Here is a 25,240-nt window from a genome sequence, read left to right as displayed (position 1 = left end):
GAGTTAACGGCACTCATGTGACCTAGGCCTCAGGCTAGGTGCTGTGTCACATATTAAAAGAAATGTGAGACGGGAGAGGAATAATGATTGTTTTTATTTCATGGGGGGTACTCCCCGCGTGTGAAAACTTTGTATTAATTACATATTAATTGGCCTATAGAAATCTGCAAGCAGGGGAGTGTCGGTGCAGGGACTGAAAGCTTCTTTGGGCTCACAAATCGTGCCTGATTGCCTGGGTGGGAGTGAATAATATGCGCATAGTTTGGGGGTAGTGTGCAGGGGGATTGTGCTGAATAGATAAGGGGTAAGGAACGCTCAGCAAGCATGCAGGAGCCGGCTTAGCGCATCTTTTTCTGCCTCCGTGACCCAGATTTCATAGACTGCTTTTACCTCGACGATGCGACGCGCATACTCACAGCGAAAACCTTTGTTGGGCGGCAGCCACGTGGCGGCATCGCCAGCGCCTTTCTGCTGGTTGAGAGGACCATCGACGGCAAGGAGGTTGCGGGGATCATTGGCAAAGTTGCGGCGCTTCTCGGGTGACCATTGCTGGGCGCCTTTCTGCCAGGCGTCGGCCAGCGCCACAACGTGATCGATCTGCACCGCACTCGAGGTTTGTGCCCCGCGCTGAAACTCAATGTCCTGGCCCGAATAAGGATCATGCAAGGTGCCGGCGAGCGCCACGCAGTCGTGGGTTCCTTCCTTGAGCACGAGGCTTTCCGGATCCAGGTCCCTGCGGAGGATATCGTTGCGGGTGTCGCAGCCGTTGTGGCCAAACTTCACCGTGACGTCATCGGACCAGGCCTGGCCGAATTCCTCGCGCTCATAACCGGTCATGGGAGCGCGGCCCTTGACCTCCAGAGAATCTAGGGCGGCGAGCGCTTCGGCGATGTCTGGCGCAATGTCTGGCGGGGGCGTGGCTTCGTCGGAGTGTTCTTCTGTGGGGGCTTCTTGCGCGGGCGCCGCTGTTGTTGTGGAAGCACTCGGCCCCGCCGCTGGGGGAGCAGCCGGGGAGGGAAGGAGCAGGCCGACCACCACGAGCACAGCCACCGCGGCGTTGAGGAGCGCGGCGATGAAGAACGGGGTTCGAGAGGCCATGACGAATTGATCCTAGTGGGTAGAATCGGCACACGGTATGAGTATCGATATGTTCTTTGACGAGTACCTCGCTGAACGCGGTTTGAAGCGCTCGGCGGAGGTCATCCCGGATCACGCCTGCCAGGTCTTTTGCGGTATGCCGAAGCCGACATCGCATCCTTCCCTCGATGAGGCCGTGCAGCTTGTTGCGCGCACTTTGGGGGAGTAGCGCAGGTGTCTGATTTCCACGTCTCTGTGCCTTTGTCCGCGCGCCTAGACGCCGAGCTTTTCGCACTCTTTTTCTCCGGGCAAGGCTATGCCTGGCTGCCGACGCTGCGCAGTGCCCTCGCTGCCGGCGTGCGACCGCAACTGGCTGAGTACCTCGCCGAGGCAGAAGAACTCCTCGCTCCGCTGGAGGACGAGCTTGTGCCCGCCGCGCCACGCGGTTTTGACCCTCTGGCCTGGGCGGACGAGGAGCCTGCGTGGGCGCACGCGCTTGCCGACGCCTCGCTTTCCACCCCCGGCATTCTCACCGCTCAGCTGGCCGTACTCGAATGCTTGCGCGCGCACGGAGTAGAACTCGACGACGCCGTCACCAGCATTGGTCACTCCCAAGGCGTACTCGCCGCAGCGGTGGTGGAGAAGCGCATGAGACCAGCGGAGGCCCTGGCGCTGGCACGCCTCATCGGTGCAGCCATGACGACTACCGCGCGCAGCGCTGGGCTCATACGCACCCCGCAGGGCGCGCCCATGGCGGCGGTGACGGGCGCGACGAGACAGCAACTGCGCGAAGTCGGAGCACACATCGGGCTCGACAACGGCCGTGGGCGCTTCGTCATCGTCGGAACACCGGCTGAGCTCGCCCGAGTGAAGGCCACGCTGCAGGAGAGCTCACCCCTTAATGACGAGAGGGAAGGGGAGTCAGCCGCCATCGCTGTCACCGACCTTGAGGTTTCAGCAGCGTTCCACCATCCCACCATGCAGTTTGCGGTGGAGCAGGTGGAAAGCTGGGCGGAGCGAATCGGCTTGGACCTAGAAATCACCGCGCAGCTCGCGCGGGCCGTGCTCACGGATTACGTGGACTGGACCGAGCGCATTGACTCGGCGCTCGAAGCCGGGGCTCGCTGGATATTAGAAGTGGGGCCTTCCCGCGGGGTGGAGCCGTTGACGCGGGACATTGTTGCTGGACGCGGCGTGGGCACGCTTGCCGTGGGGACGGCGGAAGGACTGGCTCAGCTCGCGGAACCGGGTCGCGCACCGGCTCTGCCCCGCGCGTGGTCCGAGTGGGCCCCGCGCATTGCAAACGGGCGCCTAGTGACTGCCTTTACGCGAGCCACCGGCTACTCACCAGTCATGCTCCCCGGGATGACCCCCACCACTGTGGAACCAGGCATCGTCGCCGCAGCCGCCAACGCCGGGCACTGGGCGGAGCTGGCCGGCGGAGGACAGCACACCGATGACATCCTGCAGGAGAACCTGCACAACCTGGGCCGGCTGCTGCAGCCCGGGGTGAACGTCCAGTTCAATGCGCTGTACCTCGCGGCTTCCCAGTGGCGTCGCCAGATCGAGGGGCCGAACTCGATTCTGCGAGCACGCGCAGCAGGAGCACCCATCAACGGAGTGGTGATTTCCGCTGGCATTCCGCCCGTGGAGGAGGCCGTGGAGCTGGTGGAGAAGCTCCACGCCAAGAACATCCCCTGGGTCGCCTTCAAACCGGGAACTTCGGCGCAGGTGGAGGAGGTACTCCGTATCGCCGATGCTCTCACTGAGACCACCTTCATCATGCAGCTGGAAGGCAGCGCGGCCGGTGGCCACCACTCCTTAGAAGGTCTCGATGAGGTCCTTGTTGCTACCTACGCGCGGATCCGCGAGCGTGACAATGTCCTCCTCACCGTTGGTGGGGGAATCGGTACCCCGGCGCGCGGTGCAGAGTACCTGCTGGGTACGTGGGCGCAGCGCTTCGGCCTGCCCGCAGCACCAGTCGATGCCATCATGGTGGGCACCGCTGTCATGGCGGCGAAGGAGTCCACCGCATCCGAGTCGGTGAAGCAGGCTCTTGTCGCCGCGCACAGCGGGGACGTTGTGTCGGGCCGCTCGGACCTAGGGGCGGACATCCATGAGCTGGACAACTCTTTCGCCCGCGCCGGGCGCCTTCTGGATGAGGTGGCCGGTGACGCCGCGGCCGTAGAAGCACGCCGCGCCGAGATCATTGAGGCCATCGGGCGCACGTGCAAGCCCTATTTCGGGGACCTCGATGAGATGTCCTATTCCGAGTGGCTGCAGCGCTACCCTGAGCTGTCTTACCTGGACGGCTGGGTCGATGAATCCTGGTTGAGTCGATTCACGCGCATGGTGGCTCGCGCCGAAGCCCGCCTTCATCCGACCGACCACGGCGAGATTGAGTTGCGCGTTGAGGTTGACCGCGAAAACCCAGCTGAGGCAAGTGCACAGCTCACCGAACTCTACGGTGACGCCGCGCTGCACCCGACCGACGCCGCGTGGTTCATTCAACTCGTGGATGGACCGGGCAAACCCGCAAACTTTGTGCCGGTCATCGATTCTGACGTGCGCCGCCGCTGGCGTCGCGACACCTTGTGGCAGGCGCACGATGAACACTACGAGGCCGATGAGGTCTGCATCATCCCCGGCACGGCGGCTGTTGAGGGAATCGAGCAGGCTAACGAGCCGGTGGCGCAGGTGCTTGGCCGCTTCGAGCAGGCGGCGCTTGCGCTTCTCGACGACTCCAGCGAGGAGCCTGTCTTAAGTAATGAAGAGCTCATCCACCGCGCCCCGGGCCTGAATTGGGCCGGGCGCGAGCAGCCCAACCCCCTGAGCCTTGGCCTTGATGGGGCCGAGCTGGACACTGCGGTCGACGACACCATGTGGTTGACCGTTCCTTTTCACACCGGCGCTGAGCTGCGCGTTCGCATCACCCCGCCGAGCGTTCCGGGTGCCTCACCACTCGTTAAGGTCGGGGATGCCGAATCCGCTATGCGGGAGCTCTTGCGCCAAGCTATCGGCGGTGACCTACCTGAGGTTGATTCGGGGGCCGCAACAATCAGCGCTCACCTCAGCGCCACCGATATCGCCCACTACAGCGCGGTGACGAGCGGGGAAATGAGCGCTACTGTCTCGCCCGATGTCCTCGTCGGCCCCGCCTGGCCGGCCACCTTCGCTGTGCTGGCCGGTGCCCACACGCAGTCAGGGGAGCCGGTGGTGGAGGGCTTCCTTGACCTCGTCCACCTTGAGCATTCGCTGAGCCTCAAGTCAGACACCTGGGAGCTGCTTCGCAGCAGCGTCGCCCTGGGCTGGGAGCCCTTGGCACTGAACTACACCGCAGCACTGAAAGACGTTCGCGATACGCCCTCGGGGCGCCTCATCGACGTGAGCGTTGCTGTCGCCGCCGCGGTAGGCGGCGGCGAGCGCGAATTTGCGCAGTTGCACGAGCGCTTCCTTATTACCGGGCGGCGCGGTGATGCCCCGCTCGAGACCGTGGGCGCCACAGTTCAAGGCTCGCAAGAAAACAGCGCAGAGCCGTCCTTCCGTGAGACACCGCGCTCCTTCCGCCACCGCACCACCGCGGTGGCACCGGAATCGCTGCGGCCCTTTGCCGTGGTCACGGGGGATAGGAACCCTATCCACCTGTCTGCGAACGCAGCGGCATTGGCGGGGCACCGTGAAGGCCCCATCGTCCACGGCATGTGGACCTCGGCGCTGGCGCAAGCAGCCGTGGCTTTCGACGGGGCTCGCGTCCTCGAGTGGTCCGTTACCTGGCTTGCACCCGTGCTTCCCGGCAGTGAGGTGGAGTTCGAGGTGGAACGGGTGGGTGTCGACAAGCGCAGCGGCTACGGCGAGATCCGCAGCGTGACCGCCACCAGCCAGGGCGTTCCGGTGCTGCAGGCGCGAGCGACGATGAGCAGCCCCACTACCTTCTATGCCTTCCCCGGCCAGGGCATCCAGTCCCCGGGGATGGGGATGAAGGACTATGCGGAATCCGCAGCGGCGCGCGCGGTGTGGGAGCGCGCGGACAAGCACACGCGGCAGAGCTTGGGCTTTTCCATTCTGGAGATCGTCCGCCACAACCCCGACACCGTGGTGGTGGATGGTGAGACCTTCACCCACCCGGACGGCGTGCTTTATCTGACGCAGTTCACGCAGGTGGCCATGGCCACGCTCGGCTGCGCACAGATCGCGGCACTCAAGGAATCCGGGGTCCTCGAGCACGGTGCTTTTTTCGCGGGCCACTCGGTGGGCGAGTACAACGCCCTAGCCGCTTATGCCGAGGTCCTGTCCTTGGAGGCGGTCCTGGACATTGTTTATGTCCGCGGCCTCACCATGCACCGTCTGGTCGAGCGCGATTCCGCGGGCCAGTCGCTCTACGGTTTGGCAGCGCTGCGCCCGCACAAGATGGGGATGAGCGCGGGCGAGGCCTTCGCCCATGTCGCCCGCGTGGCCGCAGAGACCGGCGAGTTCCTTGAGGTGGTCAACCACAATATTGCCGGGCGCCAATATGCAGTTGCCGGCACGAAGGCGGGCCTGGATGCGCTGGCGAGCGACGCCGAGCGGCGCGCCCCTGGGCAACGTGCCGTCATCCCCATCTCGGGGATTGACGTGCCCTTCCACTCCTCCCGCTTAGTGAGCGGCGTGGCAGATTTCCGCGCGCACCTTGACGCGCTCATCCCTGAAGGGATCAACCTCGATGCCCTGGTGGGGCGCTATATTCCAAACCTCGTGGCGCGGCCCTTCGCGCTCAGCCGCGAGTTCGTGGAATCCATCGCCGCGGTGGTGGATTCGGAACCCATCGCGGAGATCCTGGCGGACTTCGATGGTGCCATGGCAAGCCCGGCGCGCTTGGGGCGAACCCTGCTCATCGAGCTTTTGGCCTGGCAGTTTGCCTCCCCGGTGCGCTGGATAGAGACCCAGGACCTGCTCTTTGGGCAGCTCGGCGTGAAGCGTTTCCTCGAGGTTGGCGTTGGTGCCGCGCCGACGCTGACCAACATGCTGGGCCAAACCCTGCGCCTGCCCCAGTACGCGGGCAGCACAGGCATCGAGGTGCTGAATTACGAGCGCGACCGGGGGCGAGTCTTTGCCGAAGACGCCGAGCCGGTGCCCGACTCAGCAGCGGAGGTGGCTGCGCAGCCGGACGCTGCCGAAACGGAACCGGCAGAATCTGAGTCGAGGCAAGCAGTCGACAGGGCACACCGGGAAGACTCCGTCCACGCCCCGCGCGAGGAGGCGCCGGCCGCGGTGACGGACCGCCCGCTCAGCGTGCACCAGGCCCTCGAGATGCTCATTGGGCTGTGGACGAAGGTCCGCCCCGATCAGATGGCGGCGACCGATTCCATCGAAACCCTCGTGGAAGGCGTGTCCTCCCGCCGCAACCAGTTGCTCGTTGACCTCGGCGTGGAGTTCGGCGTCAGCGCCATCGAGAATGCCGCGGATGCGCCTCTCCCGCAGCTGGCGGAGAGCGTGGCGCAGCGCGCGCCGGGCTATGCAACCTTCGGGGAGGTCCTCAGAGAGCAGGTCGCGCAGGCTCTCAACCGGCTCACCGGGCCCGCGGGCAAGAAGCCGAGCTACGTGGCCGAGCGCGTGAGCAGTACCTGGGGATTGGGGCCGGGCTGGGTCGATCGCGCGACCGTGCAGCTGGTCCTGGGCACGCGCGAGGGCTCCTCGCTGCGCGGTGGGGACTTGGCTAGCTTACCCATGACCGCCGTGGCCTCGGCGGCTGAGCTCGATGCGCTCATCGACGCCGCCGTGAGCGCCGCCGGCGAGCGCGAAGGAGTCTCGCTGCACAAGGCCGTAGCAGCAACGCCACACGAGACCGTGGACCCGGAGGCGGTGCGCACTTATACCGAGCGCCTTGAAGCGGCGCTGGAGGACTCCGCCCGCGCGGCACTCGCCGCCTTGGGGCGCGAGGAGGCCCCGACTGAGCAGGTTGAGGACACCGTGCACACGGAGCTGGAGCAGCTCGTTGCAGCGGAGCTCGGCCCGGACTGGCAGCAGCGCGTCGCCCCCGCTTTTGATGCGCGCAAGGCAGTGCTTCTCGACGACCGCTGGGCCAGCGCCCGCGAGGACATCGCCCGCGCGGCCGCGGCCGGTGAAGCCGAGCCTGAGCTGGACGTGCTGGGCGCTGGAGAGGAGGTTGCGCTCCTGGCCGAGCACTTCGGCTACGAAGACCTGGTCCGCGATGCCCGCACCCCGGCTGACGGGTTGCTCTTCGCTGACCAAGTAGCCGTGGTGACGGGTGGCTCGCCAGGTTCGATTGCCGCCGAGCTCATCGGCGGGTTGCTCGCGGAAGGCGCGACCGTGATCGCCACGACCTCCCAGCTGGGCCACGAGCGCCTCGAGTTCTATAAGCAGCTCTATCGTCACCGTGCCGTCGGCGCGGCGGCGCTGTGGGTCGTTCCAGCAAACCTCAATTCCTTCGCGGACGTGGATGCACTCGCGGAATGGATTGCGGCGGAGCGCACCGCCATTGTGGGTGGTGAGTCCGTACAACTGAAGCCGGCCTACGTGCCGGATCTGCTCTTCCCCTTCGCCGCGCCGCGCGTGGCGGGCACCCTCCAGGATGCGGGGGCAGGGGCGGAGTCCCAGATGCGTCTGCTTTTGTGGTCGATGGAGAAGCTCATCGCGTCGCTGTCCGCCGTGGGCGCGGATACACACGTGGGCCACCGGCTGCACGCGGTGCTTCCGGGCTCGCCCAACCGTGGGCGCTTCGGCGGCGATGGCGCCTACGGCGAGGCCAAGGCGGCCCTCGATGCCTTGGTTAACCGCTGGTCCGCAGAGCAGTCCACGTGGGGCGCGCGGACCTCGCTGGTGCACGCCCACATCGGCTGGGTGCGCGGCACCGGCCTGATGGGCGGCAACGATCCGCTGGTGGAGCAGGTAGAGGCCCGCGGCGTGCGGACCTTCTCAGCGAAGGAGATGGCGGTGCTGCTTCTCGACGCCACCGCCTCTTCCGACATCCGCGCCGAAGCAGCACAGGCGCCGCTGAGCGTGGACCTCACTGGCGGGCTGGCCGAGGCTGAGCTTGACCTAGCCGCGCTTGCCCGGGATTCACAGTCAGAGGATGCAGATGCATCGAGCGCAGCTGCTAGATCGGGCGAAGAGAAGGCTCCGCGAACGGCGAAGGCCCTGCCGAATGTGCTGAGGCCTGCAGAGTGGACCAGCCCCGACTTCAGCGGGGTGACGCAGTCCCTCGAGGACATGGTGGTCATCGTCGGTGCCGGCGAGCTCGGTCCGCTGGGCTCCTCGCGCACGCGCTTTGAGGTGGAGGTCGGTGGAGAGCTCTCTGCGGCTGGCGTGCTGGAGCTGGCGTGGAGCCGCGGGCTCATCAGCTGGGATGAGCGCACGGCCGGATGGCTGACAGTCGAAGGGGAGGAGTTAGCGGAGGAAGACGTCTACGAGCGCTTCCACGACGAGGTCCTCGCCGGGATTGGTGTGCGCCGCTTCCACGATGACTTCGGCCCGCACCTGCCCATGGTGGATAACCTCGCGCCCGAGCTGACCACCATCTACTTGGAGAAGCCACTGAGCTTTACCGTGCAGGACGAAGAGACAGCGCGGAGCTTCGTCGATAGTTGCGAGGGCGCCACACTGCGTCGCGTCACTGATCCGACTGGTGAGGTTGAATGGCAGGTCACACGGCCCGCAGGCTCGTCGGTGCGGGTTCCGCGGCGCGTGACCATGACCCGCTTTGTGGGCGGCCAGATTCCGGAGGGCTTCGACCCACAGGTCTACGGCATCCCCGCGGACATGGTGGATAACCTCGACCGCCTCGCCCTGTGGAACCTTGTGTGCACCGTGGATGCCTTCCTTTCCGCAGGCTTCAGCCCGGCCGAGCTCTTGGCCCACGTCCACCCGGCGCGCGTGAGTTCCACCCAGGGGACCGGCATGGCAGGCCAGGAGGCGCTGCGTTCGCTGTACGTCGATAAGCTGTTGGGCCAGCCGCGCCCCAACGACATCCTCCAGGAAGCGCTGCCCAACGTCATTGCCGCGCACGTGATGCAGTACTATGTCGGCGGCTATGGCCAGATGGTGCACCCGGTGGCCGCTTGTGCCACGGCGGCGGTGTCGGTGGAGGAGGGCGTCGACAAGCTGCGCCTGCACAAGGCCGATTTCGTGGTGGCCGGCGGCGTCGACGCCCTGTCCATCGAGGGCATTACCGGCTTTGGTGACATGGCGGCCACCGCCGATAGCGCCGAGATGATGTCGAAGGGGATTGAACACCGCTTCTTCTCCCGCGCCAACGACCGCCGCCGCAGCGGCTTCGTGGAATCCGAAGGCGGCGGGACCATCCTGCTTGCGCGGGGAACCTTTGCGGCGGAGATGGGGCTGCCGGTGCTTGGCGTGGTGGGCTTTGCCGAGTCCTTCGCCGACGGCGCACACACCTCCATCCCCGCGCCGGGCCTGGGTGCACTCTCCGCGGCGCGGGGTGGGAAGGACTCCCGCCTGGCGCGCTCGCTGGAGGCCCTCGGCGTGGGCGCGGACGATATCGCGGTGGTGTCGAAGCACGATACGTCCACCAACGCCAACGACCCCAACGAATCGGATCTGCACGAGCGCATCGCCGCCGCACTCGGCCGCAGCCCCGGCAACCCGCTGTATGTGGTTTCGCAGAAGAGCCTGACCGGGCACGCCAAGGGCGGTGCCGCCGCCTTCCAACTCGTCGGCCTGACTCAGGTGCTGCGCAGCGGAATTCTCCCGCCGAATCGTTCGCTTGATTGCGTCGATCCCGTGCTGCGCCGTCACTCGCACCTGCTGTGGCTGCGCCAGCCGTTGGACCTTCGCCGCACCCCGCCGAAGGCGGGCCTGGTGACCTCCCTGGGCTTCGGGCATGTTTCCGCCCTCATCGCGCTGGTCCACCCGGGTGCTTTCTTTGCCGCATTGGCCCGGGAGCAGGGTGGGGGCGTGGCCGAAGCCTGGCGAGTGGCCGCCGCCGATCGCGAGCTGCGTGGACTGCGACGCTTGGAAGAAGCCATGCGAGGTGGAGCAGCGCTGTACGAGAGGCCGGTGAACCGCAACCTCGGCTCGGGCCCAGCTACCGAGGTGACCGAAAGAGAGGCCGCGGTGCTGCTGAGTGAATCCGCGCGGCTGCGTGACGGCATCCTCGAACCGGAGGGAGGAGGCACAACGCAACGGGGGTAGCTTCCGTTGACGTATCCCCAGCGTGCAGCCTCTGGAACGATAAAGAAGCAGGTCAGGTGGGTTGGAGAAGTCCCCCAATCTGGGGCACCATGCAAGGGTGAATAAAGCTAAGAAGCCACTACTAGGCCTTATTTCGGTAGCCGCTGCCACCCTTCTTGCCGCCTGCTCCGCCACCGGTGGTGCGCCCCGCCCCGAAGCGGACGGCGAGCTAGCCGGTGGCGTCGACACTGAGCGTCTTGTCGTCGCCATGATTTCCCACGGCGCGCCGGGAGATACGTACTGGGACCTCGTGCGCAAAGGTGCGGAGGATGCCGCCCGCAAGGACAACATCGAGCTGCGCTACTCCTCCGACCCGGAAGCGCCCAACCAGGCTAACTTGGTGCAGTCCGCCATTGACTCCGGTGTGGACGGCATTGCCGTAACCATGCCCAACTCTGCGGCGATCGGGCCGGTAGCCAAGAAGGCCGCGGATGCCGGCATCCCCACCGTGGGGCTTAACGCCGGCATGGATGATTATCAGAAGTATGGAATGAGCGCCTTCTTCGGCCAAGAGGAAAAGGTGGCCGGTACCAAGGCCGGCGAGCGGCTCAAGGACGATGGCGCCAAGCACGTTCTGTGCGTCATCCACGAGCAGGGCAACTCTTCACAGGAGTCGCGCTGCGCCGGCGTGAAGGACGGCCTGGACAACGGCAAGGTGGAGATCCTCTACGTCAACGGCAAGGATCTGACCTCCGCGCAGTCCACCATTAACGCGAAGCTGAGCCAGGATCCTTCCATCGATTGGATCATGGCGCTGCAGGCCTCCGTGGCCATGCGCTCCGCCGACGCGGTTGCCGACGCCTCCTCCCAGGCCAAGGTCTCCACTTTCGACACCAACGCCGAGCTTGTCGACGCCATCGCGGACAACCGCATAGAGTGGGCCGTCGATCAGCAGCCTTATATGCAGGGCTACCTCGCCGTCGACTCGCTGTGGTTGGCGCACCGCAACGGTTCCACGATGGGCGGCGGCCGCCCCGTGTACACCGGTCCCTCCTTCGTGGATTCCACCAACGTGGACATCATCTCCGAATCCGCTAAGGCAGGTCTGCGATGAGCGAAACCGCTACTGCATCAGACGAGGCTCTATCTAGCCCCGCCGATACGCGCCTGACCCGTCGCAGCGGTTTCGCGCGCCTCATCCGCCGCCCAGAGTTGGCCAGCCTGCTCGGTGCTGTGGTCATCTTCGTCCTCTTTATGATTGTGGCGCCCGCCTTCCGCTCGGTGGAGGCCTTCTCCACGGTGCTCTACGCCAGTTCCACGCTGGGTATCGTGGCCCTGGCGGTGGGCCTGCTCATGATTGGTAACGAGTTTGATTTGTCCTCGGGCGTGGCGGTGACCTCCGCGGCGCTCGTGGCCACCATGCTCAACTACAACTTCCACCTAAACTCGTGGGTGGGCGTGGGGCTGTCCCTCATCACCGCACTGACCATCGGTGCGCTCAACGGCTTCCTTGTGGTGCGCACCAAGATTGACTCCTTCCTCATCACCCTGGCGGCCTTCCTCATGCTGCAGGGTCTCAACCTGGCGATTACCAAGCTGGTCACCGGCCAGGTAGCAACCCCGATTATCTCGGACATGGAGGGCTTCGGCTCTGCTCGCGTCATTTTTGCCGGCACTATCCACATCGGCAGCTTGAGCATCCGCGCTACCGTCATCTGGTGGATCCTCTTCGTCGCTATTGCCTCGTGGGTGCTCTACAAGACGCGCTGGGGAAATTGGATCTTCGCCGTTGGTGGCGACGATGAAGCCGCCCGCGCCGTCGGCGTTCCCGTGCGCCGCGTCAAGGTGGCGCTGTTCATGCTCGTCGGATTTGCAGCGTGGTTCGTGGGCATGCATACCCTTTTTGCCTTCGACTCCATCCAGGCCGGCCAAGGCATTGGTAACGAGTTCCTCTACATCATCGCTGCGGTCATTGGAGGCTGCTCCATGACCGGTGGGCGCGGTACCGCGGTGGGCACCGCCATCGGCGCGCTTATCTTCGGCATGACCAACCAGGGCATCGTGTACGCCGGCTGGAACCCCGACTGGTTCAAGTTCTTCCTCGGCGCGATGCTGCTCTTTGCTGTGCTCACGAACACCTCGGTGGCCAACTTTACGAGGAAGCGATAACCATGATTGAGCTGCACGATATTTCCCAAACCTTCGGCAACTTCCACGCCCTGCGCGGTATCAACCTCCGCGTCAAGGAAGGCGCAGTGACCTGCGTTCTGGGTGATAATGGCGCGGGCAAATCCACGCTGATCAAGATCCTCGCCGGCCTCAACCAGCCCACCGGCGGCACCATCACCGTCGATGGGGAAGAGGTGAATTTCACCAGCCCGCGCGATTCCCTCGATGCTGGTATAGCTACCGTGTACCAGGATTTGGCGCTGGTGCCTTCGCTGTCGGTGTGGCGCAACTTTTTCTTGGGTCAGGAGCTCACCGGGGCGCTGGGGAGCTTGCGTGAAGAAGAAATGAAGCGGATTACGCATGACCAGCTGGCCGAGATGGGCATTGAGCTTGGCGACGTCTCCGTGGAACTCTCAGCTCTCTCCGGCGGCCAGCGCCAGGTGGTCGCCATTGCTCGCGCCATTTACTTCGGCGCGCGCTACATCATCTTGGACGAGCCGACCGCCGCGCTCGGCGTGAAGCAATCGGGCATGGTGCTGCGCTTTATCGACGCCGCCCGCGAACGCGGAATGGGCGTGGTGTTCATTACGCACAACCCGCAGCACGCTTACCTCGTGGGTGATCACTTCATCGTGCTCACGGTGGGGCAGATGTCGCTGGATGCCTCCAAGGAAGAGGTCACGCTGCCGGAGCTGACCCAGTGGATGGCCGGCGGCGACGAGCTGGAGGAGCTCAAGCAAGAGTTAGCGCGTTAGAACGCGCTGTGGGGCAGCTAAGCTGGCCCGTATGACAGTGAGCGGCGTGAGCGTGGGCACCGACCTAGTGCACATCCCTTCTTTTGCCCAGCAGCTGGAGCTTCCCGGAACGCGCTTTGCGCGGGTCTTTAGCGCTTCCGAGCTGCGCGTGGCGCAGGCCCGTGGACTGAGCGGTGCCGCCCGCGCGCAGCACTTCGCGGGGCGCTGGGCAGCGAAGGAGGCCTTCATCAAGGCGTGGTCGCAAGCGCTCTACGGGCATCCGCCGGTCCTGGCGGAGGAGGCCGTGGACTGGGCCGAGATTGAGGTCCGCCCCGATGCGTGGGGCCGCGTGGCACTCGAGCTGCGGGGCGAGATTGCCCGTCTCACGCGGGAATCCCTGGGGGATTTTTCTACGGCGTTGTCGATCAGCCACGATGGTGACTACGCCACCGCTGTCGTGCACCTTTCGCGGCACACGCCATAACCCACGCCATGACCTAGGCGCTGGTCGCGATGGCGAAGAGGTAGGCGATGAGCATGCGCTTAATTTCTTCCACCACGCCATCGAAGCTCTCCTCCGAGCGCATGGTGCTGTAATTGAGCAGCGAGACCACGGTGTGGACGAGGAAGGCCGCAATTTCCACTCGGGCGGACTCGTTCATGCCTTGGGCAAGTGGTTCGATGATCTCGGCGATAGGTTTGAGCAGAGACAGCTCCGTATCAGCGGCCGTGGCGCGGGTGGCCGGCGTGGACTGCACGGCATGCCACACCGCGCGGCGCGAACGGTCCTCGCGCCAGACCCGCGCCATGCGATCAATGAACTCCTCGAGAAAGTCCGGCCACTGCAGGGCCGGCACGCGCTGGGAGAATCGCTCTACCTCCGCCAGCATTTCGGCGGTGTCCTGGCGGTCAAGCTCGCAGATCAGCACGTACTTGTTGGCGAAGTATTGATACAGCGTGCCAATCGGCACTTCTGCGCGGCGCGAGACCTCATCGAAAGTAAAAGACTCGAAGCCATGGTCCACGAGCGTCTGACGCGCGCAGGACAAAATCCGGTCATACTTGGCCCGGCTACGCGCCTGCGCTGGGCGACGCCTCGGGACCAGTATCTCCGGAGACTTCGAGCTAGATTCCACGGTTTAGTTGAGCCCCTTGAGCACGCGGGCGACGTGGCCGGTGGCCTTGACGTTGTACATGGCTTGGCCAATGGTGCCGTCTTCCTCGACGAGGAACGTGGAGCGGATAACACCCTGGACGATCTTGCCGTAGTTCTTCTTCTCACCGAAAGCGCCGTACGCAGTCATGACCTCCTTATCGGGGTCAGAGAGCAGCGGGAAGTTCAGCTCGTGGTCCTCACGGAACTTAGCCAGGGCCTCGGGCTTGTCGGGGGAGATGCCCACCACGGCGATGTTCATGCCATTGAGCTGCTCTAGGCTATCGCGGAAGTCGCAGGCTTCCTTCGTGCAGCCAGGGGTGTTGGCGCGCGGGTAGAAGTAAACCACGACGCGCTGGCCGGCATAGTCGCTCAGGCTTACGGTGTTGCCGGCATCATCGCTGAGGGAAAAAGCGGGGGCTTTGTCACCCACGGACAGTCGTTGTGCTTCAGTCATGGTGTATAGCCTACCGTGCTCTCCCTTAGGACTCTTTGGTGAATCTCAGTTCGCTCGCCGCAGCACAGCTGAGACAAAACTTGGCCAACTCTGCAGGGGAGCTGGTGGTCAATGTAGAATGTCCACGTTAGAACCTCAACGGTTAGAAAGACACTAACCGCAACAACACCGAACGAAGCCAAATTCAGGAGATTCACGTGGCACGCAACATTGATGATATCCAGCGCGACATCGAGCGCACCCGCCGTCAGCTGGCTAGCACCTTGGATGAGCTGGCTGATCGCAGCAAGCCGCAGAACTTCGTCGAGGACGCTAAGGGCGCGGCAACCCAGAAGTTGCAGGAGCGCAATGTGCAGATGGCGCTCGCCGGCGTTGGTGCAGCCGTCGTAGGCCTTATCGCTTTCTCCGTTTTCCGCTCCAAGCGCCGCAAGTCCGATATCAAGGAGCTGCAGCGCCTGCTCGCTGAGCGTCGCTAGAGCCGGTTAGCGCCGTTGGGCGCGACTGCATACCTAGAGGCCCTGCCTTGGGAAATACCCCGGGGTGGGGCATTTTTGTGCTCCGTATGCGTTACTGGAAGCATTGCCTACCCTATGCGGGCTTTGGGTAGCCTTACCTGTCTGTGTAGTATGAACCTCCGAACAGACCATAAGACCAAAGTTTGAAGGAGAAATCGTGCTTCACGTATCGACGCCTGCAGGCCAGGCATCCCGTCCGCGCGCCGGGCGAGTAGTAGGGGCGTGCGCCATGGTGGCGGCGCTGGCCAGCGCGCTGGCGGGCTGTGCCTCCGACAATGCCGATGCCGGCAGCGAGCAGGCCACGGGAGCGCAGGGGACTGCCGCTGTGAGTTTCACAGACCTTGCCGGCCGCCAGGTGGAGCTGGACCACGCGCCGGAACGCGTCATCCTGGGAGAAGGCCGCAGCGTCTTTGCCACCGGCATCCTCAACAAGGAAGACCCGCTGGACAAGGTCGTGGCCATCGGATCGGACCTGAAGCAGAATGTGCCCGACTACTACCGCGAGTTGGAAAAGACCACGCCCAAAGTCAACGAGCTGCCGGAAATCGGCGGCTTCACCAAGGGCGATGTCACTGTGGAGGAGCTCATCAGCCTCGACCCGGACCTCATCGTGCTCTCCAAGGATCAGTACGAGGCCTCCCAGACCGCTGGGCTCACCGACAAGCTGGATCAGGCCGGCCTGACCTATGCTGTCACGGACTTCCGCGCCAAGCCCTTGGAGAACACCATTCCCACCATGGAAATCTTCGCCGATATCTTCGGCCACGAGGACCGCGCGGAGGAGTTCATCGCGGACTGGCAAAAGAACGTGGATCTGGTAACCGAGCGCGCCACGAAAGCGCAGGACAAGCCCTCCACCTTCGTGTGGCGCGCAGCGGGTGTCTCCGATTGCTGCGGCTCGTGGAATGACTCCAACATTTCTGAGCTGGTCAACGTCGCCGGTGGAAAGAACGTGGCAGACGGCATCATCGAGGGTGAGTCCGGCGCGCTGACCCCGGAGAAGGTCATCGACGCCAATCCCGACATGATCATCGCCACCGGCGGCGACTGGTCCGCCAAGGTCGATAACGCAAAGGGCCACACCGGCTTCGCTGCCGCCGGCTATGGCATCAGCGAAAAGGACGCCCATGACAGCGCCGCTTCGCTGGCCGGCGTTCAACCTGGTTTTGAGGACCTCTCCGCCGTCAAGGAGCACAACCTCCACGGCCTGTGGCACCAGTTCTACAACTCGCCCTTCAACTACCTGGCGCTCCTTCAGATCGCCGCGTGGCTCCACCCAGAGGACTACGCAGACGTCGACGTTCAGCAAGAATGGGCCGAAGCCCAAGAGAAATACTCGCCCGTTCCCGGCGACGGAACCTTCTTCAGCACCAATTAGTCATGAGCATTCTCACATCAACCGGGCGCTCGGCAAGCCCTGAACGGACCACGCGCGCAGAAACCGCAGTTCTTCCCGTGGAGGCCCTGGCATGCGAGCACTCCCGTGTAACACGCCGCCGCATCGCCATCGTCGCCGGGCTAATCGTCGTGGCTCTCGCCGCCTTCGTCGTCAGCGTTATCGTCGGCGCCATCGACCTCACCCCGGGTCAGGTGCTGCGGGGGATGGTGGATCCGGGAGGTGTCGACAAGCAAACGCGTACAGTCCTGTGGAGCCTGCGCCTGCCTATGGCTGTCATGGCGCTGCTTATCGGCGCCAGCCTGTCACTGGCTGGCGCACAGATGCAAACCATCCTGGATAATCCGCTGGCGGAACCCTTTACTCTCGGTATTTCCGCGGCGGCTGCCTTCGGCGGAGCCAGTGCCATCGTGTTGCGTTGGCAGCTTTTGGCCCAGCCGCAGTTCAACCTCGCGCTCATCGCGTGGCTGTCGGCGGCGCTCGCCACGGCCATCATCGTCGTTGCCGCCGTTATCCGCGGCGCGAAGTCCGAGACGATGGTGCTGCTCGGCATCGGCCTCGTCTTCTTCTTTCAGGCTATGCTGGCGCTCATTCAATACCGTTCTTCCAGCGAGGCTCTCCAGCAGATCGTTTTCTGGTCCATGGGCTCGCTCACCCGCGCCAGCTGGCAGGCCAACGCCGTGCTAGCCGGCGTGCTTGCAGTGGCGCTGCCCATCCTGGGCGCGCTGTCGTGGCGGCTGACGGCGCTGCGGCTTGGCGATGCCCGCGCCACCGCCCTCGGTGTCAACACCTCCCGTCTGCGCGTGATCGTGCTCGTCGTGGTCTCACTCGTCGCGGCCACCACCGTGGCCTTCGCTGGCATCATCGGCTTTATTGGCCTAGTAGGCCCTCACATCGCGCGCATGCTGGTGGGGGAGGACCAACGCTACTTCGTGCCGGCATCCATGGCCGCGGGCGCGGCGGTGATGTGTGCCGCCCATGCGCTGAGCCTCGTCATTAAGCCCGGGCTGGCCATCCCCATTGGCATCGTGACCTCACTATTGGGCGTGCCGTTCTTCATCGCCATCGTCATGACCCGGAGGAGGGCATTGTGGACGTAGAACTCACCATCGCTGATCTGACCGCCGGCTATGGTTCGCGCACGGTGGTAGACGGGCTGAGTCTCCCCACGCTGCGCGGCGGGCAGGTGGTGGGCTTGCTGGGGCCGAACGCGTCTGGCAAGACCACCACCATTAAGGCGCTCGCCGGCGTGCACCGCGCGCGGGGTGGCACGGTTGATTTTCGTGTCGACGGCCAAGCCCCGCGCGGGCAGCGGCGCCGCCAGCTCATTGGCTACGTGCCGCAGGGCCTGCCGCACACCGCGGCGCTGCGGGCGTTTGAGGCGGTGCTGATTGCGGCGCGGCGCGAAGCATGCGAGGACCCAATCACCCGCACAGCCGAGGTCCTGCACTCCATGGGGCTCGATGAGATTGCGCAGCGCTACCTCAATGAGCTCTCTGGAGGCCAGCGCCAGCTCGTCGCCGTGGCGCAGATGCTCGTGGGGACCCCTGGGCTCATGCTTCTCGACGAACCCACCTCCGCCCTCGATCTCAACCGGCAGCTCTTCGTCTTGGGCCGCGTGCGGGCAAAAGCTCGGGAGGAAGGAAGCCTCGCGTTGGTGGCGATTCATGACATCAACCTGGCGGCCCGGATGTGCGACCAGCTCGTCGTGCTCCATGGCGGCAAGGCCCGCGCCCATGGCGCGCCGGGGGAGGGGCTCACGGAGGAGCTCTTGCGCGAGGTATACGGCGTAGAGACGGATGTGCTGGACCACCGCGGGCAAGCCGTCGTGGCGCTGCGGGAGGTTAGTTAGACTCGGGCCGTGTGAGCCGAAATTCGCCCGAGAACCTCCTGTTGTACCTCACCCCGGAGGATGAAGACACGATCCGGGAAGTCTATGCTGCCCTGGCTCAGCGTGGCTTTCCGGTGCAGCACCAGCGCCCGCACATTACGGTAACGTTTGCGCCGGCGCTCGAGACCGCAGTCGTCGACAAGGCCCGCACTCTGTTGCCGCCGCTACTGCCGGCGCTGTTTCATCGCGTCGGGACGGTGGTGTTCGGCAGGAAAAGTAAGCAGACCGTGGCGTGGCTTTTGGAAACCACGGATGACCTGGAGATCGCTGCGCGCCAGGTTAGCGCCGCAAACCCGGAAGGCCGCGGGCCGCGGTGGACCCCGCACCTGACGATGGGGTTGCGCCTGCCTAGAGCGCTCGTGCCCGACTATATGCGCGCACTCGATGAAATCGCCGGGCCGGAGCATAAAGAGTTTAGGGCTGACTATGCCGCGTGGTGGCGGCCTAAGACACAGCGCCTCGACATCTTTGGTGGGTCTGTGGCCGTCGGTCGCGAGCGCGAATCCGCGGAGTGATTAAGAAACAGGAAACCCCCGCTCCGGATAACCCGGGCGGGGGTGATATTGTGCGCCATCAGGGAATCGAACCCCGAACCCACTGATTAAGAGTCAGTTGCTCTGCCAATTGAGCTAATGGCGCTGGTGTTTACCTAGCTGGCTCTGATTTCCTCAGTGCCTGCCGTGCAACGAGATGTAACTTTAACACCCTCTTCCTGAAAAGGTAAAATCGCCAGGTGAATGAAGGTTTTTGGGCTCCTTAGGTAGCGGCTACTTGTCACTTCTTTGAAAGCGCGGAGTGCGGGAGTGGGGAAGGCCGGTAACGAAACGGTTAAGGGCGGTGGCGCTAACTAGTGAGAAGGCCGTGCAGGCAGTTAGGCTTAGTGCACTCTTGTCCTTGTTCGTCCTTTTATGAGCTAGGGGTTTGTGTGCACTCTCTATTCCCTTCTGCACGTCCCGCAGTGCTTCTCTCGAGTCTCATTGCGACTGCCTCCCTTCTGACCGCCTGCACCATTGGCGGGGTCGAGAACTCCAGCCCGGCCGATAGCCACTCTGAGGCAGACGCCCAAGTGAGTGCGGCGGCGGATGCGTCGGCGTCGGCAGCCGCTAAGGCGAAGCAACTACAGTTCTCTGTCAAAGACGGTGCTAGTGATGTCGATCCTTCCGAACCGGTCGAGGTCACTTCTCCTGCGGGCCTGAAGTCGGTGACGATGACCAACGAGGCTGGCAAAGTGGTGGAGGACGAGCTGTCGAGTGATTCGACCACGTGGAAGAGTGCCGAAGTTTTGGGCTACAACCGCACCTACACCATCGATGCCACAGACAAGGATGGCACCCACAAGACCATCACCTTCACTACCCCGCAGGCCGCGGCGGTGTCTGAGGTGGCGTTGAGCCCGCTGCCGGACTCCGAAGTAGGAGTGGGCCAGGTTATCGGCGTGCGTTTCGGCAACTACGTCACCGACCGCAAGGCGGCCGAGAAGGCCATCACGGTCAAGACCGAGCCTGCCGTTGAGGGGGCGTTCTACTGGGTAAATAACCAGGAGGTGCGCTGGCGCCCGCAGAACTACTGGGAGCCGGGCACGAAAGTGACTGTCGACGTCGACCTGTACGGTCGCAACCTCGGCGGCGGTGTTTACGGCGGCGAGGATGCCTCCACCAACTTCACTATCGGTGACCGCGTCATCACGCTGGTCGATAACAACACGAAGATGATGTCGGTGTTCAAGAATGGCGAGGTGCTGCGCCGCATTCCGGTGTCGATGGGCAGGGATGGCCAGTGGGACACCCCGAATGGCGCCTACATCATCGGTGACCAGTACCCGTCCCTCACTATGGACTCGACTACCTTTGGCCTGGCTCTCGACGCCGGCGGTTATAAGACCGACGTTCAGTGGGCGACCCAGATGTCTTACTCCGGAATCTATGTCCACGCGGCGCCCTGGGCTGTGGGTGCGATGGGCAGTTACAACCAGTCCCACGGCTGCATCAACGTGACTACTGAGGCTGCTCAGTGGTTCCAAAACACGGTCAAGCGCGGCGATATCGTGAGGGTTTCCAACACCGGCGGTGGCGTGTTGAGCCCGCTCGACGGCCTGGGGGATTGGAACATGGACTGGGAGACGTGGTCTGCGGGGAACGCTACCGCTAACCAGTAGCCCGGTTGATTGCCGGGGTAATCTTGCGGAAAAACTGCCAAGGAAAGGGCCCCGGATGAACTGGTATAAGCGAGCTGCGATAGTGCTACTAGCGCCGTTGGCGTTGGTGGCGTGCTCCTCGGAAGGCGGTAGCACGCATGAGGAAAGCGAAAGTGCAAGCCCGTTTGTATCAAGCGTTAGCGCTGCCGCTCCAGCTGAGGAAGGTACGTGCGCGACTGAATTCGATGTCCCGGCGCTGTTGGAGGCGATGCCGGAGGAATTCGCTGGCCTGGCGCACGACCCCACATATGACGCGGGTGAGCCTGATGGCTGGGGGCGCTTCTATCAGGCGGATGGGCTGCAGTTTATGGTCGGTTCCAGCTATCTAGATGAGAAAGAAACTGACCCCTGTCCACAGGACAATGAGCAGGCCGCGCGAGACGTGCGCTCGTTCATTGCCGAGGACTATCAGCGTCAGGAGCGAGAGAACGGCGAAGAGGTCAAACCTTTTGAGGACCTCGACTTCACTGAGGGTGGCCGCTACTTTGCCTGCGCGAAGCACCCGGAGGCGGACCTGCGGCAGTTCTTTTGCGTGACCACCGTGGGTAATGCGGAAGTGGTTAACTACATGTTCCGGCACTCGATGGGTGATGCGAAGGACGTGGAAGACATGAAGAGCGCATCGAAGGAATTGGCCGCGATTATTGACAGCGTTGCCTAGGGTTACCGTCTAGGGTGCCCCCGAAAGTGAAGTCAGTTAATTCGCTATTGGCATACTGTGGCCTTGCAACGGGCGGCGTTGCGTCATGCCCGCGCACTTTGTGAAGCACTGCGCAGGCGCGAATGTTAAGTGGTTTGCATCACGTCTCTGTTTTGGTGAATCTTGTGGAGAACTAGTTATTCACTGCAAAGATGGAGGCAGAAGTGGATCTCTACGAGTACCAAGCTCGAGACCTCTTTGAAGCTCATGGGGTTCCCACCCTGAAGGGCATTGTTGCGACCTCGGCCGTGCAGGCTGAGGAAGCAGCCACGAAGCTGGGCACGCCGGTGGTTGTGGTCAAGGCACAAATCAAAACCGGTGGGCGCGGCAAAGCCGGGGGAGTCAAGCTAGCGCACAGCCCCGCGGAAGCCGCGGAGAAGGCCAACGAGATCCTGGGCCTGAAAATCAAGGGCCACACCGTGCGCAAGGTGATGGTGGCAGAAGGCGCAGACATCGCTGAGGAATACTACTTCTCGATCCTCCTCGACCGCACCAAGCGCCGTTACCTGGCCATGCTCTCCAAGGAAGGTGGCGTGGAGATTGAAAAGCTGGCCGAGGAGCGCCCAGATGCCCTGATTAAGCGCAGCTTCTCCCCGCTCGACGGCATGACGGACACCCTCGCTAGGGACATGGCATATGAGGCGGGGTTTGATGAGGGGGACGTCGCCAAGCTCGTGCCCGTGTTCAAGAAGCTTTACACGGTCTATACCGAGGAAGACGCCACGTTGGTGGAAGTTAATCCGCTAGTCAAGACGTCAAGCGGAGAAATTATTGCGCTCGATGGCAAGGTCACGCTGGATGATAACGCGCAGTTCCGCCACCCCGAGCACCGGGACCTCCAAGACCACGGTGCGACCGACCCGCTGGAGCTCAAGGCGCAGAAGATGGGGTTGAACTATGTCAAGCTCGATGGTTCGGTGGGTGTTATCGGCAACGGCGCTGGCTTGGTGATGTCAACGCTCGACGTTGTGGCCTACGCCGGCGAAGACCTTGCATCGCAGCCAAAGCCCGCGAACTTTTTGGATATCGGCGGTGGCGCCAATGCGGAAGTGATGGCTAACGGGCTTGAGGTGATTCTCAGTGACCCGCAAGTGAAATCTGTCTTCGTCAACGTCTTCGGTGGCATTACCGCGTGCGACGAGGTTGCCAAGGGCATCGTGCAGGCGTACAAGATTTTGGATTCTGAAGGCATTGAGCCCAAGCCGCTCGTGGTGCGCCTCGACGGCAATAATGCCGAGCTGGGACGCTCGATTCTTAATGACGCACGCCTGCCCAAACTGGAGCAGGTTGAAACCATGGATGCTGCTGCCCGCAGGGCTGCTGAGCTGGCGAACTAGGAGTAGATATGTCGATTTTTCTCAACAAAGACTCGCGGATCATTGTGCAGGGCATGACGGGCTCGGAAGGCATGAAGCACACGCGCCGCATGCTGGCGTCCGGCTCCAACATCGTAGGTGGCGTCAACCCGCGCAAGGCCGGCGAACGCGTGGATATTGAGGGGCGCGAGATCCCTGTGTTTGGCAGCGTGCGCGAGGCTATGCAGGCGACAGACGCCAACGTCACCGTCATCTTCGTGCCAGCAAAGTTCACCAAGGATGCGGCGGAGGAGGCGATCCGGGCTGGCATTGAGCTCGTCGTGATCATCACCGAGGGAATCCCAGTGAAGGACACGGCGGAGCTCTATGCGCTGGGACGAGAGTCCAAGACGCGCATCATCGGCCCCAATTGCCCGGGGCTGTACACGCCGGGTGAATCTAATGCGGGCATTATCCCGGCGGAGACCGCTCCAAACCCAGGAAAGATTGGCTTGGTGTCGAAGTCGGGCACGTTGACGTACCAGATGATGTACGAACTCTCAGACATTGGCTTCAGCACGTGCGTGGGAATCGGTGGTGACCCGATTATCGGCACGACGCATATTTCTGCGATCGAGGCATTCCAGAATGACCCGGACACCGAGGCAATCATCATGATCGGTGAGATTGGCGGCGACGCAGAAGAGCACGCTGCGGCTTATATCAAGGACCATGTGACGAAGCCGGTCATTGCCTACATTGCTGGATTTACCGCACCAGAGGGTAAGACGATGGGCCACGCCGGTGCCATCGTCTCGGGCGGTTCCGGTACGGCAGAAGGAAAGAAGGCAGCACTGGAGGCCGCCGGTGTAAAGGTAGGAAAGACCCCGTCCCAAGCAGCAGAGTTGGTGCGAGCAGCCTTGGCGTAGTTGGGTGAGGCATGGGGCGGTTCGCCCCATGCCCCTCACATAAGAATTAGCGGGGGAGACCGCGGCGTCGCGACACCGTCTTGTCAAAGGGGATCCAAAAGCGCAAGGCTGCGTCTTGGTTCTTGGAGATTCCAATGCGTGGGCCGCGGACCCACTCTGGCTCCTCTTCGCGCTCGCTGAGGAGTACGGGCGTGCCGTTGTCCTCGATGCTGAAGCCAAGGGCCTTGCCCACATTGCCAGGGCCGCGGGCGAGGTTATAAAAATCGGTGTCGCCCCGGCGTTGGTAGGCGAGGTCTAAGCCGTCGATTACTTCGCCGGCCCGCAGCAGGCAGCCCTCGCCGGTACCTTCGGGTGCACAAACGATATTGCCGTTTCGGTGGATGCCATAGGACACATAGACGTAGAGGCGGCCGGGTGGACCGAACATGGCGGCGTTGCGTGGAGTACGTCCGTTAAAGGTGTGCGAAGCCTCATCGCCTGAGCCGAGGTAGGCCTCCACCTCTGTGATGCGAATGGAGACGCCGTTGTGCGTCAGCACCATTCCCAGCAGTTGGGGAGCGACAATGTCTGCGGAGGCGGTGAAATCGATCATTGCCGCAGTCTAACGTGCGAGCGAGGTTTAGGCTTTGGCCTTGTCTTCTTCGGCTTCAATCTCTGCGTTGAATTCGCGCTTGGAGGCCTGCCACTGGTCCTCAGTCATGCCGATGCGCCAGTAGCCAGAGATAGAAACGTCTTCCTTGGGAATTCCAGATTCCACGAAAAGGAAGCGACGCAGCTCTTTGATCATTTCGGCGACACCGTGGATGAACCAGCTGGTTTTCTTCCCCGTGGGGATACCAGCTTCGCGCACCACGCGGGATAGCTTAGTACCAGGGGTAGCACCATTGCGGACTACCCAGACGACCTCCACGCCCTCGCGGGTAGGGAGTTCAAACGTGCGGTCTTCGGCCGCGATCTCGATGTATGCAGTTGCAGTCGCGCCTTCGGGGAGGCGCTTCAAGCCGGCACCGATGGCCGGTGCCGCGGATTCATCGCCAGCGAACACAAAGTGCTCATATTCTTCGGTGGGTCCCCACGCACCACCTGGGCCGAGGAAACCGATCTTCTCTCCGACTTCGGCGACCCGTGCCCACGGGCCAGCCAGGCCAGAATCACCGTGGGTGACAAAGTCAACGTCGAAGTCCCCGGTTTCCGGGTTCAGGTTGATCAGGGTATAGGTGCGGAGAATCGGTTGTTTATCACGCGGCTGCTCTTCACGAATCTGCTGGACATCAAACGGCCAAGAGTAGTCAGCGCTTTGTGGTACGAACAACAGCTTGATGTAGTGATCCGTAAACTCCAGCTCTTTGCCCACAAAAGCCGGGGAGTTCATGCTCAACCGAACCAAGTCCGGAGAGACCTGGTGACGACCAGTCACGGTTGCTTCATGTGCCTTGCGGGGCTTGCGCTTCGGCGCTACTTCTTTAGTTTGGGCAGCCATTGTTATCACTGTCCTTCGGAATACTTGAGTTGCTGTGCGGATATAAGCCTACACACTATGCAATTAGGTAAGGCTAAAATAACTAAGGTTAGGGGGCTTAAGGGACATTTCGTGTGGATAAACC

General features: G+C 63.2%; 20 protein-coding genes and 1 tRNA gene. 15 read left to right on the top strand and 6 right to left on the bottom strand.

The features are described from left to right. Nucleotides 1–315: 315 nt before the first annotated feature. Nucleotides 316–1,098, bottom strand: a complete 783-nt coding sequence (locus HMPREF3009_RS06945) for an HNH endonuclease family protein (RefSeq protein ID WP_046647354.1) — start codon at nucleotides 1,096–1,098, stop codon at nucleotides 316–318. Nucleotides 1,099–1,135: 37 nt separating this feature from the next. Here HMPREF3009_RS06945 and HMPREF3009_RS13455 point away from each other — a divergent pair, with 37 nt between their 5' ends. The 6 genes from HMPREF3009_RS13455 to HMPREF3009_RS06920 all read left to right on the top strand — a co-directional run bounded on the left by HMPREF3009_RS13455 (nucleotide 1,136) and on the right by HMPREF3009_RS06920 (nucleotide 13,590). Next, nucleotides 1,136–1,306, top strand: a complete 171-nt coding sequence (locus HMPREF3009_RS13455) for a hypothetical protein (RefSeq protein ID WP_158010567.1) — start codon at nucleotides 1,136–1,138, stop codon at nucleotides 1,304–1,306. Nucleotides 1,307–1,311: 5 nt separating this feature from the next. Continuing rightward, nucleotides 1,312–10,224, top strand: coding sequence for a type I polyketide synthase (locus HMPREF3009_RS06940; protein ID WP_070680931.1), 8,913 nt, complete (start codon nucleotides 1,312–1,314; stop codon nucleotides 10,222–10,224). A 97-nt stretch (nucleotides 10,225–10,321) separates the two neighbouring features. Further along, nucleotides 10,322–11,317, top strand: coding sequence for a substrate-binding domain-containing protein (locus HMPREF3009_RS06935; protein WP_070680928.1), 996 nt, complete (start codon nucleotides 10,322–10,324; stop codon nucleotides 11,315–11,317). Then, nucleotides 11,314–12,372, top strand: a complete 1,059-nt coding sequence (locus HMPREF3009_RS06930; RefSeq protein WP_070680926.1) for an ABC transporter permease — start codon at nucleotides 11,314–11,316, stop codon at nucleotides 12,370–12,372. The genes HMPREF3009_RS06935 and HMPREF3009_RS06930 overlap by 4 nt, the downstream gene beginning before the upstream one ends. A gap of 2 nt (nucleotides 12,373–12,374) precedes the next feature. Further along, nucleotides 12,375–13,127: an ATP-binding cassette domain-containing protein gene (locus tag HMPREF3009_RS06925; RefSeq protein ID WP_070516075.1), complete on the top strand. Its 753-nt coding sequence runs from the start codon at nucleotides 12,375–12,377 to the stop codon at nucleotides 13,125–13,127. Nucleotides 13,128–13,158: 31 nt separating this feature from the next. Further along, on the top strand, nucleotides 13,159–13,590 hold the full coding sequence (locus HMPREF3009_RS06920; protein ID WP_070516073.1) for a holo-ACP synthase AcpS: 432 nt from the start codon (nucleotides 13,159–13,161) through the stop codon (nucleotides 13,588–13,590). Nucleotides 13,591–13,603: 13 nt separating this feature from the next. On the opposite strand, the gene HMPREF3009_RS06915 is transcribed toward HMPREF3009_RS06920, so the two are convergent. Next, nucleotides 13,604–14,242 (bottom strand): TetR family transcriptional regulator, encoded by a 639-nt coding sequence (locus tag HMPREF3009_RS06915; protein WP_046647350.1) that lies wholly within the window; start codon nucleotides 14,240–14,242, stop codon nucleotides 13,604–13,606. 3 nt (nucleotides 14,243–14,245) lie between these two features. Next, nucleotides 14,246–14,716 (bottom strand): thioredoxin-dependent thiol peroxidase, encoded by a 471-nt coding sequence (bcp, locus tag HMPREF3009_RS06910; protein WP_046647348.1) that lies wholly within the window; start codon nucleotides 14,714–14,716, stop codon nucleotides 14,246–14,248. A 197-nt stretch (nucleotides 14,717–14,913) separates the two neighbouring features. Here bcp and HMPREF3009_RS06905 point away from each other — a divergent pair, with 197 nt between their 5' ends. The 5 genes from HMPREF3009_RS06905 (at nucleotide 14,914) to HMPREF3009_RS06885 (ending at nucleotide 19,033) form a co-directional block, all read left to right on the top strand. Then, nucleotides 14,914–15,192, top strand: coding sequence for a DUF3618 domain-containing protein (locus tag HMPREF3009_RS06905; RefSeq protein WP_010191207.1), 279 nt, complete (start codon nucleotides 14,914–14,916; stop codon nucleotides 15,190–15,192). A gap of 268 nt (nucleotides 15,193–15,460) precedes the next feature. Then, the gene (locus HMPREF3009_RS06900) at nucleotides 15,461–16,609 is read left to right on the top strand and encodes an ABC transporter substrate-binding protein (protein WP_070509730.1); all 1,149 of its coding nucleotides are present in this window, start codon (nucleotides 15,461–15,463) and stop codon (nucleotides 16,607–16,609) included. A gap of 2 nt (nucleotides 16,610–16,611) precedes the next feature. Further along, nucleotides 16,612–17,727, top strand: coding sequence for a FecCD family ABC transporter permease (locus HMPREF3009_RS06895; RefSeq protein ID WP_232745235.1), 1,116 nt, complete (start codon nucleotides 16,612–16,614; stop codon nucleotides 17,725–17,727). Next, nucleotides 17,718–18,479, top strand: a complete 762-nt coding sequence (locus HMPREF3009_RS06890) for an ABC transporter ATP-binding protein (RefSeq protein ID WP_070680924.1) — start codon at nucleotides 17,718–17,720, stop codon at nucleotides 18,477–18,479. The genes HMPREF3009_RS06895 and HMPREF3009_RS06890 overlap by 10 nt, the downstream gene beginning before the upstream one ends. Before the next feature lie 11 nt (nucleotides 18,480–18,490). Continuing rightward, nucleotides 18,491–19,033, top strand: a complete 543-nt coding sequence (locus tag HMPREF3009_RS06885; RefSeq protein WP_070509727.1) for a 2'-5' RNA ligase — start codon at nucleotides 18,491–18,493, stop codon at nucleotides 19,031–19,033. Nucleotides 19,034–19,084: 51 nt separating this feature from the next. Here the strand turns inward: HMPREF3009_RS06885 and HMPREF3009_RS06880 are convergent. After that, a tRNA-Lys gene (locus tag HMPREF3009_RS06880) sits at nucleotides 19,085–19,157 on the bottom strand. A 286-nt stretch (nucleotides 19,158–19,443) separates the two neighbouring features. On the opposite strand from HMPREF3009_RS06880, the gene HMPREF3009_RS06875 reads away from it, so the two are divergent. The 4 genes from HMPREF3009_RS06875 (at nucleotide 19,444) to sucD (ending at nucleotide 23,636) form a co-directional block, all read left to right on the top strand. Then, a complete protein-coding gene (locus HMPREF3009_RS06875; protein ID WP_049155797.1) occupies nucleotides 19,444–20,673 on the top strand; it encodes a L,D-transpeptidase in 1,230 nt (409 codons plus the stop codon). 55 nt (nucleotides 20,674–20,728) lie between these two features. Continuing rightward, a complete protein-coding gene (locus HMPREF3009_RS06870) occupies nucleotides 20,729–21,373 on the top strand; it encodes a hypothetical protein (protein WP_046647341.1) in 645 nt (214 codons plus the stop codon). Nucleotides 21,374–21,576: 203 nt separating this feature from the next. Then, entirely contained in the window at nucleotides 21,577–22,749 is a 1,173-nt protein-coding gene (sucC, locus tag HMPREF3009_RS06865) for an ADP-forming succinate--CoA ligase subunit beta (RefSeq protein ID WP_198525904.1), read from the top strand. An 8-nt stretch (nucleotides 22,750–22,757) separates the two neighbouring features. Then, on the top strand, nucleotides 22,758–23,636 hold the full coding sequence (gene sucD / locus HMPREF3009_RS06860; RefSeq protein ID WP_070516068.1) for a succinate--CoA ligase subunit alpha: 879 nt from the start codon (nucleotides 22,758–22,760) through the stop codon (nucleotides 23,634–23,636). A gap of 46 nt (nucleotides 23,637–23,682) precedes the next feature. On the opposite strand, the gene HMPREF3009_RS06855 is transcribed toward sucD, so the two are convergent. Then, the gene (locus HMPREF3009_RS06855) at nucleotides 23,683–24,228 is read right to left on the bottom strand and encodes a DNA-3-methyladenine glycosylase (RefSeq protein WP_070509717.1); all 546 of its coding nucleotides are present in this window, start codon (nucleotides 24,226–24,228) and stop codon (nucleotides 23,683–23,685) included. 27 nt (nucleotides 24,229–24,255) lie between these two features. Continuing rightward, nucleotides 24,256–25,116, bottom strand: a complete 861-nt coding sequence (locus HMPREF3009_RS06850) for a siderophore-interacting protein (protein WP_070509715.1) — start codon at nucleotides 25,114–25,116, stop codon at nucleotides 24,256–24,258. Nucleotides 25,117–25,240: the final 124 nt, after the last annotated feature.

It is taken from the genome of Corynebacterium sp. HMSC034H07 (genome assembly GCF_001815175.1).
Classification (GTDB): Bacteria; Actinomycetota; Actinomycetes; order Mycobacteriales; family Mycobacteriaceae; genus Corynebacterium; species Corynebacterium hiratae.
The sequence above is the reverse complement of the archived record's forward strand: the minus strand, read 5'-3'. Positions and strand labels throughout refer to the sequence as shown.

Coding starts and splice junctions, on each gene's coding strand:
- sucD (WP_070516068.1), top strand. CDS start 22,758: ATGTCGATTTTTCTCAACAAAGACTCGCGGATCATTGTGCAGGGCATG.
- HMPREF3009_RS06900 (WP_070509730.1), top strand. CDS start 15,461: ATGGTGGCGGCGCTGGCCAGCGCGCTGGCGGGCTGTGCCTCCGACAAT.
- HMPREF3009_RS06870 (WP_046647341.1), top strand. CDS start 20,729: ATGAACTGGTATAAGCGAGCTGCGATAGTGCTACTAGCGCCGTTGGCG.
- HMPREF3009_RS13455 (WP_158010567.1), top strand. CDS start 1,136: ATGAGTATCGATATGTTCTTTGACGAGTACCTCGCTGAACGCGGTTTG.
- HMPREF3009_RS06945 (WP_046647354.1), bottom strand. CDS start 1,098: ATGGCCTCTCGAACCCCGTTCTTCATCGCCGCGCTCCTCAACGCCGCG.
- HMPREF3009_RS06925 (WP_070516075.1), top strand. CDS start 12,375: ATGATTGAGCTGCACGATATTTCCCAAACCTTCGGCAACTTCCACGCC.
- HMPREF3009_RS06895 (WP_232745235.1), top strand. CDS start 16,612: ATGAGCATTCTCACATCAACCGGGCGCTCGGCAAGCCCTGAACGGACC.
- HMPREF3009_RS06930 (WP_070680926.1), top strand. CDS start 11,314: ATGAGCGAAACCGCTACTGCATCAGACGAGGCTCTATCTAGCCCCGCC.
- bcp (WP_046647348.1), bottom strand. CDS start 14,716: ATGACTGAAGCACAACGACTGTCCGTGGGTGACAAAGCCCCCGCTTTT.
- HMPREF3009_RS06920 (WP_070516073.1), top strand. CDS start 13,159: ATGACAGTGAGCGGCGTGAGCGTGGGCACCGACCTAGTGCACATCCCT.
- HMPREF3009_RS06855 (WP_070509717.1), bottom strand. CDS start 24,228: ATGATCGATTTCACCGCCTCCGCAGACATTGTCGCTCCCCAACTGCTG.
- HMPREF3009_RS06850 (WP_070509715.1), bottom strand. CDS start 25,116: ATGGCTGCCCAAACTAAAGAAGTAGCGCCGAAGCGCAAGCCCCGCAAG.